Annotated in this window: 15 protein-coding genes and 2 pseudogenes; 2 read left to right on the top strand and 15 right to left on the bottom strand. The window is 61.6% G+C overall.

Translation table 11 applies throughout. The features are described 5' to 3' along the window. The 6 genes and pseudogenes from ACPUER_RS11570 to ACPUER_RS11545 all read right to left on the bottom strand — a co-directional run. A partial coding sequence (locus ACPUER_RS11570) for a transposase (RefSeq protein WP_425131127.1) occupies nt 1-301 on the bottom strand: 301 nt, incomplete at its 3' end. A gap of 52 nt (nt 302-353) precedes the next feature. Then, nucleotides 354-758, bottom strand: a pseudogene (locus ACPUER_RS11565) (LysR substrate-binding domain-containing protein); the annotation flags it as partial. A 156-nt stretch (nt 759-914) separates the two neighbouring features. Then, nucleotides 915-1,070, bottom strand: a pseudogene (locus ACPUER_RS11560) (helix-turn-helix domain-containing protein); the annotation flags it as partial. A 572-nt stretch (nt 1,071-1,642) separates the two neighbouring features. After that, on the bottom strand, nt 1,643-2,047 hold the full coding sequence (locus ACPUER_RS11555; protein ID WP_175963826.1) for a hypothetical protein: 405 nt from the start codon (nt 2,045-2,047) through the stop codon (nt 1,643-1,645). 170 nt (nt 2,048-2,217) lie between these two features. Continuing rightward, nucleotides 2,218-3,468: a dicarboxylate/amino acid:cation symporter gene (locus ACPUER_RS11550; protein ID WP_425131126.1), complete on the bottom strand. Its 1,251-nt coding sequence runs from the start codon at nt 3,466-3,468 to the stop codon at nt 2,218-2,220. Further along, nucleotides 3,452-4,114 (bottom strand): GntR family transcriptional regulator, encoded by a 663-nt coding sequence (locus tag ACPUER_RS11545; RefSeq protein ID WP_175962923.1) that lies wholly within the window; start codon nt 4,112-4,114, stop codon nt 3,452-3,454. The genes ACPUER_RS11550 and ACPUER_RS11545 overlap by 17 nt, the downstream gene beginning before the upstream one ends. 149 nt (nt 4,115-4,263) lie before the next feature. Between ACPUER_RS11545 and ACPUER_RS11540 the strand changes: the two genes are divergently transcribed. Next, the gene (locus ACPUER_RS11540; RefSeq protein ID WP_425131125.1) at nt 4,264-4,728 is read left to right on the top strand and encodes a GNAT family N-acetyltransferase; all 465 of its coding nucleotides are present in this window, start codon (nt 4,264-4,266) and stop codon (nt 4,726-4,728) included. Nucleotides 4,729-5,079: 351 nt separating this feature from the next. Here the strand turns inward: ACPUER_RS11540 and ACPUER_RS11535 are convergent, their stop codons facing one another. From ACPUER_RS11535 to ACPUER_RS11510, 6 genes are all read right to left on the bottom strand, one after another. Beyond that, a complete protein-coding gene (locus ACPUER_RS11535; protein ID WP_425131124.1) occupies nt 5,080-5,949 on the bottom strand; it encodes a 4Fe-4S dicluster domain-containing protein in 870 nt (289 codons plus the stop codon). A 10-nt stretch (nt 5,950-5,959) separates the two neighbouring features. Next, nucleotides 5,960-8,938, bottom strand: a complete 2,979-nt coding sequence (locus ACPUER_RS11530; protein WP_425131123.1) for a molybdopterin-dependent oxidoreductase — start codon at nt 8,936-8,938, stop codon at nt 5,960-5,962. A 55-nt stretch (nt 8,939-8,993) separates the two neighbouring features. Continuing rightward, the gene (locus ACPUER_RS11525) at nt 8,994-9,731 is read right to left on the bottom strand and encodes an OmpW/AlkL family protein (RefSeq protein WP_425131122.1); all 738 of its coding nucleotides are present in this window, start codon (nt 9,729-9,731) and stop codon (nt 8,994-8,996) included. A 115-nt stretch (nt 9,732-9,846) separates the two neighbouring features. Continuing rightward, on the bottom strand, nt 9,847-11,841 hold the full coding sequence (locus ACPUER_RS11520; protein WP_425131121.1) for an acyl-CoA synthetase: 1,995 nt from the start codon (nt 11,839-11,841) through the stop codon (nt 9,847-9,849). Next, nucleotides 11,838-12,794: a fumarylacetoacetate hydrolase family protein gene (locus ACPUER_RS11515; RefSeq protein ID WP_425131120.1), complete on the bottom strand. Its 957-nt coding sequence runs from the start codon at nt 12,792-12,794 to the stop codon at nt 11,838-11,840. Before ACPUER_RS11515 ends, ACPUER_RS11520 begins: the two co-directional genes overlap by 4 nt. Before the next feature lie 36 nt (nt 12,795-12,830). Next, nucleotides 12,831-13,901: a VOC family protein gene (locus tag ACPUER_RS11510; RefSeq protein WP_310134183.1), complete on the bottom strand. Its 1,071-nt coding sequence runs from the start codon at nt 13,899-13,901 to the stop codon at nt 12,831-12,833. A 470-nt stretch (nt 13,902-14,371) separates the two neighbouring features. Between ACPUER_RS11510 and ACPUER_RS11505 the strand changes: the two genes are divergently transcribed. Further along, the gene (locus ACPUER_RS11505; RefSeq protein WP_425131119.1) at nt 14,372-15,127 is read left to right on the top strand and encodes a TetR/AcrR family transcriptional regulator; all 756 of its coding nucleotides are present in this window, start codon (nt 14,372-14,374) and stop codon (nt 15,125-15,127) included. Between the two features lie 53 nt (nt 15,128-15,180). On the opposite strand, the gene ACPUER_RS11500 is transcribed toward ACPUER_RS11505, so the two are convergent. From ACPUER_RS11500 to ACPUER_RS11490, 3 genes are read right to left on the bottom strand one after another with little or no spacing between them, the layout of a single operon-like run. Next, complete coding sequence (locus tag ACPUER_RS11500) at nt 15,181-15,624, bottom strand: response regulator (protein WP_425131118.1); 444 nt, start codon at nt 15,622-15,624, stop codon at nt 15,181-15,183. Further along, nucleotides 15,624-16,187 (bottom strand): ATP-binding protein, encoded by a 564-nt coding sequence (locus ACPUER_RS11495; RefSeq protein ID WP_425131117.1) that lies wholly within the window; start codon nt 16,185-16,187, stop codon nt 15,624-15,626. The genes ACPUER_RS11500 and ACPUER_RS11495 overlap by 1 nt, the downstream gene beginning before the upstream one ends. Then, a complete protein-coding gene (locus tag ACPUER_RS11490; protein WP_175963033.1) occupies nt 16,115-16,642 on the bottom strand; it encodes a TetR/AcrR family transcriptional regulator in 528 nt (175 codons plus the stop codon). The genes ACPUER_RS11495 and ACPUER_RS11490 overlap by 73 nt, the downstream gene beginning before the upstream one ends. Nucleotides 16,643-16,761: the final 119 nt, after the last annotated feature.

Here is a 16,761-nt window from a genome sequence, read left to right as displayed (position 1 = left end):
GCGGCATCGCCGGGCTCGCCGACACGTCCGGCGTTTGCGGCAGAGCGTGATGTGGGATGTCTTTCGCAGGCAGATCGACCACATCAACCGGTAGCAGCGCGATGTTTGGTACCGACGGTGCAGGTTGCGTATCGAGTAAGCTTCTTCGCCACTGCGCGACCATATTGGCGTTCAAGCCGTGCGCACGCGCTACCTCGGCAATCGAGCGATTCGGATCGTTCGCTTCGGCAGCAACCGCTTCCCGAAACTCCTTCGTGTAGTTCCTCGATCCCGGTTGTCTTCCATGCACCACTGGCTTCATCAATCTGATTCCCATTACATCTGATGGGAATCAGATTGCCGGTGCCGCGCCCTCATGAACAGACGGTACGTGTCGAGCGCTTACCGCCGTTCAGCAGTAGCTCGTAGACCGGCCGCCAGTGGCTGGTGCTGATGACGACGTTGATCGGCGTCGGCCGCACCGATTTCGACGGGCTCATCAGGCGAAGCTGGCCGTCGTTGAAGAGCCCCGTGACGCGAATGAATGGGTGCCCGACGATGTCGGTCGGTTCCTCTGGCAGCCCGTGCTTTTCGATATAAAGCGGCGACGCGACCAGTACGCGTCGTACGTAACCCAACCGACGCGCGACGAAATTGCCATCGCCGATCTGGCCGAGCCGCAATGAAATATCGACGCCCTCGGTGACGGGGTCGGTGATTTCGTCATTCAGGACGAGATCGATATAGAGCTGCGGATTATGTTCGCGGATTACCGCGAGGATTTCCGGCAGCACGACTTCGCCAAACCCATGCGGCGCGGCAATGCGAATGCGCCCACGCACGATCTTGTTGCCGAGCGTGACGACGGCCCGCGCCTCGTCGGCCGCGTCGAGCACGATCTTGCTTCGCTGATAGAACAGAATGCCTTCATCGGTGCACGACACCGCACGCGTGTTCCGGAGCAGCAATTTGACGCCGAGAAACCGTTCGAGCCGATCGACGCGGTCGCTAACGGTAGGTTGGCCCAGGCCGAGATCTTTCGCGGCCCTCGATAAATTGCCGCGCTCGACAACCCGCACGAATATTCGCATGGCCGCCAGCAAATCCATAGTCCCTCGATAATCGGAAGAATTTAGTTATTCCGGAAGACAAAAAAAACAGGCTCGTCCGTTGTTTTCCGACCGGCGGCGAGCGATAGAGCCCATTTGGAATGTTGCGATCTCGTTACGTGGGGCGGATGCGCAACTATACCCAATCCTGTCAACTTAAGCTGGGACTTTTGATGCATAGGAAATTCATAAATGCCGGAGGCGGACGGTCTGGCGCGTCGTGTGCGGCAATTAAGACGCTGAACAACTGGGTCGCCACGTCACTATCTAACGACTTTCGCAAATCGGCAGCATTTCTGTTTGCAAAGCAACGATGTCAATTCGGCACCGGACATCGGCAACAGGAAGGGAACCGATGCGATCGGCTCAATGAATAAAAAGTGCTGGCCGGTGAACTGGCCAGAAAAATAGTCCTGGCGATCCGAGGTTGAAGTGTGCCAGAACCACAGGCCTTGAACGGCGTATGCGTGCAGACAGACGGGCATCTCAAACGATCTATCCCGAAAATCGGGGCCTTTCCGGCTCGAGCCCTCGCAACAATCTGTGATCGCAGTTTAGGCCAGGCTAGCGGATGCGGCGAGGTGTGCACTCACGCCCGGAAACGTGAAGGCATCGTCGGGCTTCGGTACGTCCCATTTTGCGATCATCGCGTCATTCGGAAGATAGTCAGGATCGGCCGACGCGACCCCGGCCCACACTCCTCGAGATACCTGCCTGCCATGGAGATAAAAGTGAAGCTCCCGGCCAGCGCGGTCGTAAGTACACCTGATTCTCTCCATCGATTGGCCCAATCCTCTAATCTGTGCGATCTGATTGCGATCCAACTCGAACATGGCACTCACCACCCCGTCGCAATCGCCAATGCCAATCATGTTGCTGTCATCAGTTAATGTCCACGGCGGATGCGGCGTGCCTAAGCGCAGCATAAAAAAATCTGCGGATTCTGAACCAACCATCATGTTTCTCCTGCAACAATACGTCGCCTTACTAACTGAAATTTAATAAATACGCATGCTCATTCAATCCTGTTCTCCTCGCCGTGCCTGGATGCTTGAGTGGACGTACCCCAGCGCCTTGCAACGGGCGGGCGCAACATTGAAACGCCCAGCACCCGTAGCTTCCGAAGCACCTACACGCTTGCCTGACGAGTCACGGTTTCTGCGGAGATGCTGTCCGAACCGGAAAGTCTCACCGCAACAGCAGTTGCCGCCGTGCTCCCGTAGACGTTGAGGGCGGTTCTCCCCATGTCGAAAAAGGCATCAACGCCCAAAAGCAGCAGCACCGCGTCGGCCGGCAACCCGATCGACGTTAGAACGATGGTGATGGCTACGATCGCCCCGGAGGGCACATTGGCTGCTCCGTCGATGGTGACGATCGTCAAAATCAAAATCAAAATCAAAATCGAAATCGCCAGCGGCCAAGACCAGACAAGGTGATATGCGTCGGCCAGATAGCCGACCGCAAGGGCCGTGTAGAGGACCGCGCCGTCGCGATTGAAAATATATGCCAGAGGCAAAATCGTGGACGCCACGCCGTAGGGAACGCCCAATTCAACCAACTTCTTCAGGTGCAACGGGTATGTAATTTCAGACGAACGCGTCGTGAAACCAAGGATCAGTGGTTCCTTCACCTTCCTGAGAACTGCGAGAGGCGACTGGCCGGCAAGGCGAATGACGGTGGTGAGTACAACCGCCAGAACCGCCATGCCGAGATATGCCACGCCCAGAAGCTCGATAAGCGAGTGCGCACCGGTAAAGCCCTTAGCTGACAACAGCTGCGCGATCGCGGCGAAGATCGCGAGCGGCGACCATGCGATCACCCACTGGGTCATCTTGAATAGTCCCGACAGCAGCGCCTCGAAAACGGCAATCGCAGGCTCAGCACGCTCCGGGGCAGCCGCCAATGCTGCGCCGAAAATTACTCCGAAAACGAGCACTGGGAGAGAATTCCCTGCAGAAAGCGCAGCGACGATGTTTGCGGGGATCAAATCAACGAGAAATTTCGTCCAGTCGATGCTGGACACGAGAGCCGTGGGCATCGATCCAGAGTGAATCACGCTCGCACCGAGACCCGGTCGAAATACAAAGTTGAGCAGCAGGCCGAGCGATGCAGCCAAGCCAGTCATGGAAACGAAGAAGCCGATACTGGACAGTGCGACCTTTCCAAGTCGCTCGCGAAGTCTGCCCGCACGAAAGACACCGACCGTGACCGACAGGAAGATCAACGGCATGACGACCATCTTGATCGCGTGGCCGAACATCGTGCTTAAAAAGCCTAGCTTCGCGGCAAAGCCGGGAGCAAACACGCCGCAAGCGGCGCCTAGGACAAGTCCGCCAAGCATTTGCATCGGGAGGGAAGACCCCTTATTTTTCGTGTTCATGCTGCGCCTTTAGCAATTTTATCCGTGCCGGAGTACCGTCAATGATGTGATTCCACATATGCTGACGCGCAAGCTCGCCGTTGTTCGCTTCGATTGCGTGAAAGATATGCAGGTGCTCGATCGTGCCGCGCCGAACGGTTTCAGCGTCGCCACGCGGGAGTTCGTTTAGGGCTAAGGTTTGGGCCCGCAATAGACCATACGCCGATGAGATTCGCGCGTTCCTTGCGGCGGCAAACAACTCTTGATGAAACACCCAACCGACACGTTGCTCGAGCATGATGTCCGCGACGTCTCGGTCAACCAACTCCTGCATTTTCTCTGCCGCCTCGCGAAGGCCTACCGTTACTCCCGACCTAGCTGCAAGAAACGCTGCTGTACTCTCTAGGGCCAGCCGCATTTCAAAAATTTCGCGGAGATCGCTCGTAGTCGGCGATGCGACATAGGTCCCACTCTTTTCGATCACGACGACCAACCCTTCTGACTCAAGCAAATGCAATGCGCTGCGCACGGGCATTTGGCCGAAGCCAAGTTCGTCCGAGAGGCCTCGGTGGGATACTTTCTGCCCAGGCGCAAGGCGGCCGTCAAAGATCCTCGATCGGATCTCGTCGTAGGCAAGCTCTGCATCTGTCGAGACTTTCGACGTCATCTGTGATCGCAGTTAGCGTATGATTGGAAAAGAAGTGGTTGCCAGGAAATTATCCTTACCGGTAACGCCCCGCAACTGCTAATTTTGCTAGTGGGTATGCAGAAAGAGAACCGGAGAAAATCTGCGTCACGACGAGAGCTGATCATTAAATGACTTCACAAGATGTGCGCTTTACCATCTGCGGCGTCCGTGCGGAAGAAACCTATCCCCTCAGGGCCGCCATCTTGATGGCAGGAGACGAGGAGCGGAGCGCTCTACACGGAGACCTTGCCCCGACGACAATGCACTTTGCCGTTCGTGACAACGACAATATTGTTGCTGTGGCGACAGTGTGTAAAGAAGGACAATCCGGCGTTTCGAACTCTGAAGCCTGGCGCCTTCGCGGCATGGCCGTCCATCCATCGGTACGTGGTCTGGGATTCGGACGCCTGCTGGTCAATCTATCCATTCGCTATGTCCGCGAACAGCGCGGAATTCTGCTCTGGTGCACGGCGCGTGAATCAGCATATCAATTCTATGAAATGCTCGGCTTTAATCGCAATCCGATACCGATTTCAATGCACGATCGCGACGACATGAGGTTCTATCTAATGCAGCGCCAGATCGAGTGCTGATCTTCGTCTGCTACCGACGTTCGGTCGCAATCGGGGGCCGATATCAGGCGATGCGACGATCGAAGCCGTGAGCAGTCGGCACTGATTGATCGCCAAGGATGCTGGAATCGACATGCAGTAGTGTGATCCTGATACTCCCGGGTCAATGAAGTTCGGTCGCGGCCACAGGAGACGGCGTGCATCGAAGTTGAGGCGCCATACCTCGTGGTGACCAGATGGAGGCAGGCTCCCGAGATTGCGGAGCCCATGATGATGTGGGCCGTCTGGTTGTGGTCGGCGAAGGTCTGATGAAGCGAGAAGGCTGTGCCACGGAGATGGGTGCGAGTACCGCAGCGTCCAGCCTTGCCCGGATCATGAGCACTCGATCGCCACGGCGTCTGTCGACCGACTGAGCCTGATCTCGCCCAGGTAGGCGCTGTCGCCCAATTCGCACTCGCGCCAAGCGTTGCCGAGGGCATGTCGGATTTTGACTCTGTAGGAACCGCTGCCCTTGGCCAGGCCGTCGAACCGGAAATCGCCGAAGCCGTCCGAGACGGTTTCGGCTACCTGCCGATTACCGACGTACAAGGCGACGGCCGCATCCGTAACACACTCGACCACGTCTCCCGCCTGGACACTGACACTTCCGCCGACGAAGCACGTTTCCCAACGCTCAAGGCCCCTGTACCACACGCGGGGCTTCGTGCCCAGGTTGGGTCGCAATACCTGGAGTCCCTCGCGCCGGGCCTTCTCGGCCATCGCCGTGTCATCGAGCTTGACCGTCTCGAAGACATCGGTGGGGCACGACTGCTGACAACGCGGGCGGGACCAACCCTGGTCAAGCAAATGAGCATCGAAGATCCAGATCTGGGGCAGTTGCAACTCCTCGTTCCAGACGATCGCCTTATAAGGGCAGGCCTTGACGATGTCCTTTCGGCCGCGCGCCTTGTCCGGATCGATGATGACGATGCCGTCGGCACGCTTGCGAATGGCGCTGCCGCCCACACGCATGCAGGGCGCGTCGTCGCAGTGGTTGCACATGACCGGCAGATAAGTAGTCTCGACCATATGCGAGGCGCCCTGGACGCGACGCAGGATGCGAATGGGGCTCTCGGCGTTGGCCGCGGCGGGCGCAGCGTAACCGGGGAAGTCGTTGCCGACGTGCTCGTCCCGCGCGGCGATCACGCAGTTCTGGCAGTTCTCGCAATGCCCGACTTTGATAATCAGGTTCCACTTGCTCATTTGAAATTCCTCACGCTGCGCGGCCGAGCATGAACGCCTCGGCACCGCGCCATTTCTCGACCTGCACCAGGCAGGAATTCGGGCTCATGCTGCTGGTGCCGGCGGTCTGCGGCCGGTCAGGGGTAAGCATGTTCATGCACCCGCCGATCTCGACTTGCTCGCCGTCGATTTCGATCAGCTGAAATTCGGCGCTCGCCTCGTAGGATTTCACCACTCCAGCGTTTACCAGGGGTGAGACATCGGCCGCACAGATCACTGCGCCTCGGTCGTTGTGAACTTTGACAAGATCGCGATGGGCAATGCGTCGAATGGCGGCGTCAGCCGGATTGAGCCTCAGCAGCCAGAACCGGTGCCCCGCGATCAGGGCACGATGATCGTCGACGCTGTTCACCGCAGAATTCTTGCCGTCGCAATGGGTATGAAAGCTGTAGCGGCTGTGGGTGGCGATCAATTGCAGCGGGTAGCGCCGAGACAGGTCCGAGCGCAGACCCTCCCAGGACGGGATATATCGGTTGAGCGGTGGCCGCTCGGGATTGTCCGCAGTGTGCCGCTTCAGCAACTCGGGCACGAACTCCAGCTTGCCGCTCGGCGTCTGCAGGCCCCTGCCGAACTTTTCCGGGAACTGCGACGGCAGCGGATGAGGTTCCGGCAGGTCCTTCCTCCTGTCTTCCGCATACCAGCGCATGTCCACGGGATGGCGAAGCTCGGGCTTTTCGGGCGGCACGACGAAGTAGCCCTTGCGGCAGAATTCGCGCCACGAAATGTGATCGGGCAGATCCGACGAGTCGAAGACGCGCTTGACCCAGTCAAGATCGCCGCAGCCTTCGGTGAAAACGCCACCCAGGCCCAACCGGGTCAGGATGGCGGTGAAAATGTCGTAGTCGGAGCGGGACTCGCCCAAAGGCTCGATGCACTTGTGCTGCAGCGTCAGCATGCGATGGTTGACCGTGCCATACCCATGATGGGCGTAGCCGCCCGAATTCGCCCATTCTCCGATGTCCCAACGCTCCAGCGAAGTGCACGCGGGCAGGATGATGTCGGCGAACTGGGCTTCGCCTTCCATCCAGATCGACTGATTGACGACGAACTCGATGCTCGAGTGCCGGTAGGCCTGCGTCCACCGTCCGGAATTCGTCACGGTACTGAACGCGGATCCGCCGTAGCGATAGATCATGTGGATCGGCGAATAGCCGGGCATCGGGTAGGTGAACGGCGCAAACTGGGCTTCCTGGGACATGCCGTCCCAGAGATAACCGGTGGCTTGACCGTTGAGGATCGCATCGGGCATCTGCTGTCGCGGCACCATCTGCTTGACGGGATTCATGGTCAGGATGTGCGGCATGCGCTGGTAGTTGTCCACCGCATTGGCGGTCCACGCCAGATCGCCCGAGATGCCGCCGTCCGCGTAGCCAGGGAAGTAGAACTGGAGATCGTGCGGGACGCCGATTTCGAGGCAGCCGAAATTCACTCCCGGCTTGCCCCAGCCCTGCATGGACATCATCATGATCATGCAGCGCGCCCATTGCGCTCCGGTCGCCCCGCGGCCCGCGCCACCGAATCCCGCGCCGGTCATCCCGACGGCGAGATGAACTTTTTTCTTTCCCCATAGGCGCGCAAGCGCACGGGCGTCCTTGGCCGGCACGCCGGTCTCGCTCTCCTGCCACTCGGGAGTCTTGGGGGTACCGTCGGTTTCGCCCAGAAGGTAGGCTTTCCAATCGTCGAAACCGGTCGTGCGCGTCGCGACGTAATCCTTGTCGTACAGGCCCTCGACGGTCCATACATACATGATGGCGGTCGCCAGGGCGGCATCGGTTTGCGGCCGGATCGGGATCCAGCGGCCGCCCAGCAGCTGTGCGGTCGGATTGCAGTGCGGGTCGATGTGAACGAACTCGATCCCGAGTTCCTTGGCCCACAGGCGGCGCGGTGTTCCCTCGAATCCTGCGTAGGCCCCGTTGGTACTTTCGGGGTCGCAGGACCAGAAGACGATCATTTCGGCTTCCTTCAGACCATCCTCGAGGCCGCCGTAGCCGGAGGGCACGCCGACGCGCATCGAGTTGCCGAAATGATGCATGGCGCCCCAGTACCAGCCTTCCCAACTGTCCGGATTCGCGGCGACCCGGGTAAAGCCAATCAGGTTGGCGAAGCGCGTCAGCGCGCTGAGGTAGTAGCCCACGTTGCCCCACTGGTGGTGGGACGACATCGGGAAAGTGATGGAACCGGGGCCGTGAACGCGCTTCTGCCGATTGATCTCCTTGGAGACAATGTCCAGGGCCTCGTCCCAGCTGATACGCACATAGCCGGACTTGCCGCGGTTCTGGGGATTGCGCTCGCCATCGGGGTCGAAGTCGACCCGTTTCATCGGGTGGAGGATGCGCTTGTCGGAGTAGACCAGCGACTTGAGCGTCAACGCGTGGGGCGCGACCAATCCACGCCGTGGCGGGCTGAAGCGGCGTCCCCGTGCCTCGATCACCCAACTCGCCGCATCCGTATCGTCCAGCTCGATGGGGGTCACGCGGACGATGCGGCCATCCTTGACGTAGACGAACAGGGGCCCGCCATTGGTACAGGTGGTGTAGCGTCGGGTGCCGTCGCGCATGGGCGTGCCCATCGGCAGGCCGACGGTGCGCATCATGCTCAGGGTTTGCATGAGCCAGACCAACAGTTCGTCCTCGCCCTCGGTGACCACCTTGAAGTTCTTGGCGGCGTGGACGATTTCGCCCTGGTCGGGGCTGGGAGAGAGGAACTTCAGGGCAGTGGCGACATCCTTGAAGGCCATGCGCACGTCGGGCCGCGGATGCTTGCCGGCACGCGACCGAATACGGCCATTCTTGAACTCGATGGCGCGACCGATGCTTTGATCCATGAGCCCGATCCACGCGACGAGATTGCGCTCCTTTAGGCGATCACGATAGGCGGGGAAGCGGCGCGCCGTCAGGTCCAGAACCTTGGGCAATGCAAAAAGAATGGTCTTGAGAGCCTGTCGTTTCATCGTTCGATCCAGAGTGTTGCTTCTATGCGGGGGCACTGGCATCCGGGCACATCCGCTAGAACGTATAAGCGACGTTCAAGAAAACGCTGAGGGGGTTGAGTCGGAGCGTCGATCTGGAAACGATCTGCGTCCCGGTCGCGGTCTGTCCGTATAACGTGAGGTGGGTCTTCACCGGCATGTAGTTGACGGAGGTGCCGACGGACCAGTGTTTTGTAATCGCGTAACGCGCCCCCAGCTCGAACACAGGGTTCCACGATGAACTGAGTGTCGCGCGCGCCGAGCCGCCCGGCCCAAAGCTATCGGAGACAAACCGGCGATTGGTCGCCCGAACCTGAGTGAACCACGTATAGTTCACGCCGAGTCCTGCGTATGGCCGGAATTTCGATGCGGCCGAAAACAGGTGATATCGAAGTTCGATGGCGGGCGGCATCGGCCTTGTCGTGCCGAGGGTGCCATACTTCTGCAACGTCCCGTCGCCGATCAGATCTACTTTCAGTGGCAGTCCAAACAGCATGGCGACACCAACGTTGTCGGTGACGTAGTACTCGGTGGTGATTCCCATCGTATCCGTCGAGCTGGCATGCGCCCCGGTACCGGCCAGTTGCTGATTCACCGTCACGCCGCCAACACTTTGCACGGTCAGCGGTGTTGCGTCGCCCTGTGGCGATATGTGCAGCCATCCCACCGATGTGGTGATGCTTCCGGCCGTCTGTGCATCTGCATTGCCGGCAAGTGCAGCCATGCAGATACAAACTGCCACGCCTGAAAAACGCATCGTTCGCGTGAAATTCATTTTTTGTCTCCTCTGCCTCGATCCGATTCACGAATAACAATTGATTTGGATACCTTATTGATCATGACGAGCCGATTTCGGAGCTTGTGTTATCGCGGCTAGTCGCTCTCCACCGTTACTGCAGATCCGTCGCTGTCGGTCCGGGCGATCGTATCGGCCTCGCGGCGATCGAAATCGAGAACGCAAACGGAAATCGCCCCAGCACGAAGCGCGCCGCAGTCTCGAGCCCGGGATCGCTCAGCTCGACCAGGACCGACATTCCGCTTGAATCGTTGGTCGTGACGTCGACTGATGCGCCAGGGGCTCCGCCCTGGTCCAATGCCGCGCGCAGCGCGTCGCTCGTCTCGCGGCGCTTGAGTTCCGGTTTGAATATCTTGCCGACGCCAGTGAGCGGGATCGCTTCGACGATTCGGACGTGCTTGGGCAGGGCAGCGCGTTCAGCGATCTCCTGCTGCATGAACACTTCCAGATCGTGCTCGGTAGCGGTCATACCCGGCTTGAGCTGAACATACGCCACCGGCAACTCACCGGCATATGCATCGGGGCGCCCGATTGCCGCGGCGATCTGGACCGCCGGGTGTCGATGCAGCGGTTCCTCGATCGTCGCCGGATCGATATTGTGTCCGCCGCGGATGATCAAATCCTTCTTGCGGCCGGTCAGCCAAAAGTAACCGTCGACGTCGCAGCGGCCCAGGTCGCCGGTGTTGAGCCAACGCTTGCCGTCGCCGAGATCGAGCCACAGGGCGTTGTTCTGGTCGGGACGCGTGTAGCCGGTGAAGACGTTCGGCCCGGAAATGACGAGCAGCCCCTCTTCGTTAGCCGCGCAATCGCGCAGATACCGTCCCGCGTCGTCCACGACGACTGCTTTCATCGCCTGAAAGGGGATGCGCAGCCCGATCGATCCCAGCCGGCGCTCGCCGGTCGTCGGGTTGACGCTGCTCACGCACGTTCCTTCGGTCAGGCCGTAGCCTTCGAGAATCCGGATGCCCGTTTTTTCCTGGAACGCTTTGAGCACGCCGACCGGCATCGGTGCCGCCCCGCACAGGCCGTATTCGAGCGAATCGATGGCGTGATCGTTGACGGGAACGTCGAGCAGCGACGCATAAAGCGTCGGGACGCCACTGAAGAAATTGATGCGATGATGTTCGACGATTTCCCAGAAACGCTTGACGACGCCGTCACCTCGGTAACCCTGCGGTGTGCCGAGCACGACATGGGCGCCGCGCGAGAAAGGCAGAAGGCCGGTCACCATCGCGGCATTGACGTGAAAGAGCGGCAATCCGCAGAAAGTCGTCTTGCCGGGACCGATGCTGTCGCCGAAGAACCGGCCGGCGCTCCATGCATTGGCTACTTCGTTGCCGTGGCTGCGCATCGCGATTTTCGGCAACCCGGTGGTGCCGCCGGTGCAGAAGAACGACGACATGTCGCCGGGTTGAAAGCGACGCACGTTGTCGAGCGCCGCACCCGATTCCCGCACGATTGCCGTACCGAAGTCGTGAATCTGGATATGCGCGGGTACCGCGCCGCGCAAACCACCATCGCCGTGCAGCTTCATGCACGCGTCACGCTGGAGCGTTCGGGCTGCCGATTGCGCCGTGCCCCGCACGCGATCGGCCGGATTGACCAGCACGAGATGCCGCAACGGCTCGACCTGGGGAAGGATCTCCGCGACTTTCTGCCAGAGATCGGTTCCGGGAAATGGCGCGAGCGTCACGAGTACGCAGGCACCGGCCGCTTTGAGCAGATTGCCTATCGCTTCACCTTCGAGCAGCGGATTGATCGCGCAGACGATGCCGGCCGCCTGCCCGCCCCAGATCACGAAATGCGTTTCGGGAAGATTGGGCAGGACATAGGCGATCACCGAACTCGAGCGCACGCCGATGCGTGTGAACATGTTCGCCGTACGCGTGATGTCGCGCACCAGCTCGCGATAGGTCCAGCACTCGGCGTCGCGGTGCGCATCGGCGGTCGCAAAAAAGGAGAGCGCGGGCGCGGACGGATCGATGGCCGCACCGGCGCAAATCATCTCGTACGTGCTGGCAGGGAGGTCCGGCGGAAAGCCCTGCGCTTCGATCGCCAGCACGTCGTCCTGGGTCGCGATGCCGTTCATGCTGCTTCGTCCTCGATCTCGTTACGTTGCACGCCCAGATCGATCGTTCCATCGCGGCTCGCGATCCGAGCTTCGACGATGTCTCCGGCCTTCAGGTACTGTGCGCGTCCCGCCTGCACCTTCATGAACATCTTCCACTTGACGGATTCGGGAAACAGCGCGACGGCCCGCTGCTTGAGCGGCGACGGGATGCTGAGTGCGCAGCCAGCCGGCGTGCCGGTCGCGAGCAGGTCGCCGGCGCGAAGGTCGTGCACGCCCGACAGCTCGGTCAACGTTTCTGCCGGACCATAGACGAGGTTCGATGTCGAATCCTGCTGGCGCACCGCGCCGTTGACGGTCAACGTCAGGTCGAGCGCCTTCAGCTTCGGGACGTCACGCCGCTCGAGCAGGCACAGATACGGGCCGACCGGGCCGAACGTCCGGAAACTCTTGCCCTTGTAGAACTGCATCTGCGGGATCTGGACATCGCGCGCGGAATAGTCGTTGACGATCACGGTGCCGGCGACGTAGTCGTGCAGATTCGCGTCCGTGATCTGGCAGTGAGACGTGATGTCGCGTTTGAGGACGAGGCCGAGCTCGATTTCGTAGTCGAGAAACCGGACGTGCCGCGGTTTCACGACCGGCGAGTCGGCGGCGACGATGCAACTCGTCGCCTTGGTGAAGATCATGTTGAACTTCTTCGCGTCCGGATCCATGCCGGATTCGATCATGTGCTGGCGATAGTTCGCGCCCTGGCAAACGAACTGCTGGTTGGCCGTGACGGGGGACAGCCATTCCGCGTCCGTCTCCGGAATCGTCGGTCCGTCGAGCGTGACGAGCCGTTCAACCGGGTTTGCCGCCAGAAAGCTCGCGGTCGTGTCGAAGTCGCCGGGAATCGGCGTGACGGCGCTATTGGCAACGACGCCCCATTGGGCGCGGCCGTTGTGCCGGAAGTGCAGGACGAGCAGTGACATGAATGGATCTCTCGTGAGTCGAACAGGCGGTCGGGGTCAGGCGAACAGCTTCGCCAGGGTCAGCAACTTGCTGAGCGTCAGATCGGGGCTGCGGCGCAGGTTGCGCAACAGCGCCGCGACGCTCGACGGCGTGAACCGGGGCTTCGTGAAGCTGCGCGGCATCGTCGGGCCCCACTGCGCCATCGCTTCGCGGCTGACCGCGTGCACGCCCGTCGGTTCGTCGGCCGTGAACAGGTCGCCGTCGCAATAGTGTTCGTGCTTGTCGCCCCACGGGTCCTGCCAGTAGTCGAAGATCTGGCTGCCGAGAATGTGTCGGCCGATGCCCCATGCATGGGTCCACCCGTTGTCGCGGAGCATGCGCTGGCCCATGCCGACTGCGTCGGCGTCGACCAGTTCGTACGCGCTATGGCTATAAGTCGGCACGAACCCTTGGGCGAGCGCGAGCGTATGGTGATCGGCCGGCTCGTCGCCCAGATCGAGCCGCATGAATGCAACCGCTGGGGAGCCGTCCGGCAGTACCTGGACATCGCTGGGGATGAACCCGAAGTGCTGCGTGTACCACGCGCAGGTTTCCTGGTAGTCGGCGAGTTCGAGCACGACGTGCCCGAGCCGGATGACCTCGGGTGCGCTCGCCGGCGGCCGCTGCGTGTCGTTGATTCGCACGGGCGTGTCGACCGAGTTGAACGGGAGCGGAGCGCGATGCGGCAGCGTGTCGGCCGGTGCCTGGCCCGCAATTGCGTCGACCCGAAAGCCGGAAGGATCGGTGAGACGCACCCGGTGGCCGCCGCCGGGCCAATCCGATGCCTCGACCTTCGACGCGCCGGGGACGCCGGCGAGCGCCTCCAGATCGGTCCGGCTGTCGACCCGCAAGCCGAAGCCGACGAAGCGAGCCTTCGGCGCGTGGCGAACGACATAACAGAAGTGTGCGGCGCCCGTTCCGCGCAGCAGCAATTGCGTGTCGTCCCGCAGCACGGTGCGAAGACCGAAGTCGTTGAGAAAGTGCTCGGCCTCGTCGAGGTCCGGACGATCGAAGATCAGATACGCGAGCGCCGATGCCTTCGTTGTGGGGTGGGGGTGTCGCGCCGGCTGTGGAGTAGTCAGTTTCATCGCGGATGACGATCAGGCAGGTCGAATGGCAATCGCGAAGGCAGGCGCCGTCGCATCGAGGGGCTGTCCGCGCGACGGCACGCATGCAAGCGCACCGTCGCATGACATGACTGGCCGGCCCATGAATGTCGCGGCGTCGCTCGTCGATTGCGCATGTAGGCGGCGCGCGTCGTCGTGGGGGCGGCGACTACCCGGAAAATCGTCCGCTACGGCGCCGGCCGGCCCGGATCCCGGGATCGGTACGCCGAGCGTCGAACGCAATCCGCGCTCGGGCGACGAGGGCGGGTTGTCGTGAATGGACGCGCTGGCGTCCGTGTGCAGATGTGTCTCCACCGTTTCTCCATTCGTCTGTCGATCGGTTCTCGAGGCCTTGTTTCGCTGCCTTTGGTGACATTAAAATCATAGATGATGATTTTGTCAATGTAGACATTTGAATCTATACTTGGGCACGAACAAGAATCGGAAACGTCATGCCGAACACACCGAATCGCCGGACCCCAAAGCGCTCCGCTCCGGACGCGCCCAAGCCCGTGGTCGCGGTCGCCGAAGAGCGCGAGCCGCGCGGCGCGCGCCGCAAGCGGGAGACCCGTGCCCGCCTGCTGGACGCCGCGCTCAGGCTGATGGCCGAGAAGGGCATGGAAGGCGTCGCCATCAATGAAATTACCGAGGCCGCCGACGTCGGCTTCGGCTCGTTCTACAACCACTTCGAATCGAAGGAGGCGATCTACGCCACCCTCGTGGAATCGGTATTCGATGAATTCGCGGATTCGCTCGACCGCGTGGCCAGCGGCTTGTCCGATCCGGCGGAAATCATTTCCGTGTCGGTGCGGCATACGCTGATGCGCGCGCGGCGCGAGCCGGTGTGGGGACACTTCCTGATACGCGAGGGTTTTTCGGCGCGCGTCCTGACGCGTGGCCTGGGTCAGCGCCTGCTGCGGGACATCGAGCGCGGCATTGCCGAGAAACGCTTCGTGGTCGCCGATCCGTTCATCGGCTTTCTTTCGGTCGGCGGTACGGTGCTGACCGCCATTGCCGCCGAACTCAACTTCGTCGCGCCGGGCGCGCCGGCGGCCGGTGTGCTGAAGGAACTCGGCTTCAGCGGGGAGCATTTTCCGGAACGCACGGCGGCAACGCTGCTGCATACGCTGGGGCTCAAGCGCTCGGAAGCCGAGAAGATCGCTAGCCGGCCGCTGCCGGTCGTGGAGGCGGCCGAGGCGGCCCAGTGACGCAACGGGGAGCCGCGGCTTCCGGCCAGCGCGCCCGTGGCGCGCCCGCGATATCAGTCCGTTGGTGGAATACCGCCAACGGCCGCGCCGAACGAGCGTGGGCGTTGCGTCGGATCGCTTCGGGCTGCTGATCGTGCCAGATCGGTTCTGAACGTGATAAAGCGACGCGCGCGCGAATCGCGAACGGCGCGCGCGGTCGCATCGGCCGGCATCTCGACGCCCGACAGTTCTACCGTGGCGAGCGCCGGTGTGCTGAAACCGCTGCACAGGATGACCGGAAGGTCGTTGCGCCGCTGCGCGATGCGCGCCGCGAGTTGCAGGCCTGTCAGATCCGGCATCGTACGGTTGGTCACGACGACGTCGAAGCGGGCCGGATCAGCGTCCAATGCAGCCCATGCGGCCTCGCTCGATGAAAATCCGACCGGTTCGAAGCCGAGATCGGCCAGCACGTCTTCCCCGAGCCGGACGAGCGCGTCCTCGTCGTCGATCAGCAGCACTACCTGCCCGCCACCGCGAGGCACCTGGATCGTCTCGTCTCGGCTTGCCGGGCCGGGCGCACGTCCGCGGCGGGCAGATAAACGTCGAAACGCGCGCCTTCGCCGGGTATGGAGTGGACGTCGACGGCCCCGCCGTGTTCGGGGACGATGCCGTCGACGAGCGACAGGCCGAGACCGGTTCCCTCGCCGGCGGCGCGCGTCGTGAAGAACGGATTGAAGATTCTCTCGAGGATATCGGCCGGAATGCCGTTGCCGTCGTCCGCAACCGCGAGACGCACGAAACGGCCTGCGCTCACCGCGCCGTGCGACAGCGAGCGCGGCGTCTCGATGCAGACCAGGTCGAGTTCGACGTGCAGTGTGCCGCCTGACGGCATTGCATGGATCGCGTTGCTGCACGGGTTCATCACGACCTGATGCAGATATTGTGCGGATACTCGTCGGGGAACGGTTGAAATTATAGCCGGGGCGACGGTTCGAACGGGGCTGCCTGCTACGCCGGATCGTCGCGCCGGGCATACCGCGCGCCGACGCTCAGCAGCGCAACGCCGAGCGCGGCCGCCCACCCGGCCGCGGACGGCATCCGTTCGGCGGCGCCTGCCGCGCCGCTTGCCGCGTCCGGCAGCGCAGCCGGTTCGGTGTGCAGGCAGTCGACGATGTGCCGAAACCCGGCATCGCGCAGCGCGTACAGATGGACCTCGACCCACAGCGGGAAACATTCCCAGCCGGCGGCAATGTCCGCATAGTCGGCTGCGGTGCAGGAGCCGCCGCTCTTCGGCGCCGCCAGCCGAACTTTCGTGATCATTCGATCATGGTCGCGGCGAAGGATCTCGACCAACAGTTCGCGTTTGTGTTCGAAGTGCGCATAGAACGCGCCGCGCGTGTACCCGGCGCCCTCGGCGATATGTTCGACGCTCGTATGGGCGAAGCCTTTCGCGATGAACAGCGCGCGAGCGGTAGCGACGAGTCGTTCGCGTGTGTCGAGCCTGCGTTGCTCTCGCGTGAGGCGGACGGGTTTCATCCTGGATAGTCCATGCAGGTGGAAATGATTGAAGCGGCGCGATACCGCGCCGCGCGAAACGTCGGATCGATGCGGGAACGGCGGTGCGGCGATTCGTTTTTCATCGGGACGATTCCGTC

Source organism: Burkholderia sp. DN3021, from assembly GCF_049805555.1.
Classification (GTDB): Bacteria; Pseudomonadota; Gammaproteobacteria; order Burkholderiales; family Burkholderiaceae; genus Burkholderia; species Burkholderia pyrrocinia_C.
This window is presented reverse-complemented; position numbering and strand designations above follow the sequence as displayed.

Excerpts from the sequence above, each read along its gene's own strand:
- ACPUER_RS11490 (WP_175963033.1), bottom strand. The coding sequence starts at position 16,642 with ATGAAACCCGTCCGCCTCACGCGAGAGCAACGCAGGCTCGACACACGC.
- ACPUER_RS11530 (WP_425131123.1), bottom strand. The coding sequence starts at position 8,938 with ATGAAACGACAGGCTCTCAAGACCATTCTTTTTGCATTGCCCAAGGTT.
- ACPUER_RS11540 (WP_425131125.1), top strand. The coding sequence starts at position 4,264 with ATGACTTCACAAGATGTGCGCTTTACCATCTGCGGCGTCCGTGCGGAA.
- ACPUER_RS11505 (WP_425131119.1), top strand. The coding sequence starts at position 14,372 with ATGCCGAACACACCGAATCGCCGGACCCCAAAGCGCTCCGCTCCGGAC.
- ACPUER_RS11535 (WP_425131124.1), bottom strand. The coding sequence starts at position 5,949 with ATGAGCAAGTGGAACCTGATTATCAAAGTCGGGCATTGCGAGAACTGC.
- ACPUER_RS11555 (WP_175963826.1), bottom strand. The coding sequence starts at position 2,047 with ATGATGGTTGGTTCAGAATCCGCAGATTTTTTTATGCTGCGCTTAGGC.
- ACPUER_RS11510 (WP_310134183.1), bottom strand. The coding sequence starts at position 13,901 with ATGAAACTGACTACTCCACAGCCGGCGCGACACCCCCACCCCACAACG.
- ACPUER_RS11520 (WP_425131121.1), bottom strand. The coding sequence starts at position 11,841 with ATGAACGGCATCGCGACCCAGGACGACGTGCTGGCGATCGAAGCGCAG.
- ACPUER_RS11515 (WP_425131120.1), bottom strand. The coding sequence starts at position 12,794 with ATGTCACTGCTCGTCCTGCACTTCCGGCACAACGGCCGCGCCCAATGG.
- ACPUER_RS11550 (WP_425131126.1), bottom strand. The coding sequence starts at position 3,468 with ATGAACACGAAAAATAAGGGGTCTTCCCTCCCGATGCAAATGCTTGGC.
- ACPUER_RS11525 (WP_425131122.1), bottom strand. The coding sequence starts at position 9,731 with ATGAATTTCACGCGAACGATGCGTTTTTCAGGCGTGGCAGTTTGTATC.
- ACPUER_RS11545 (WP_175962923.1), bottom strand. The coding sequence starts at position 4,114 with ATGACGTCGAAAGTCTCGACAGATGCAGAGCTTGCCTACGACGAGATC.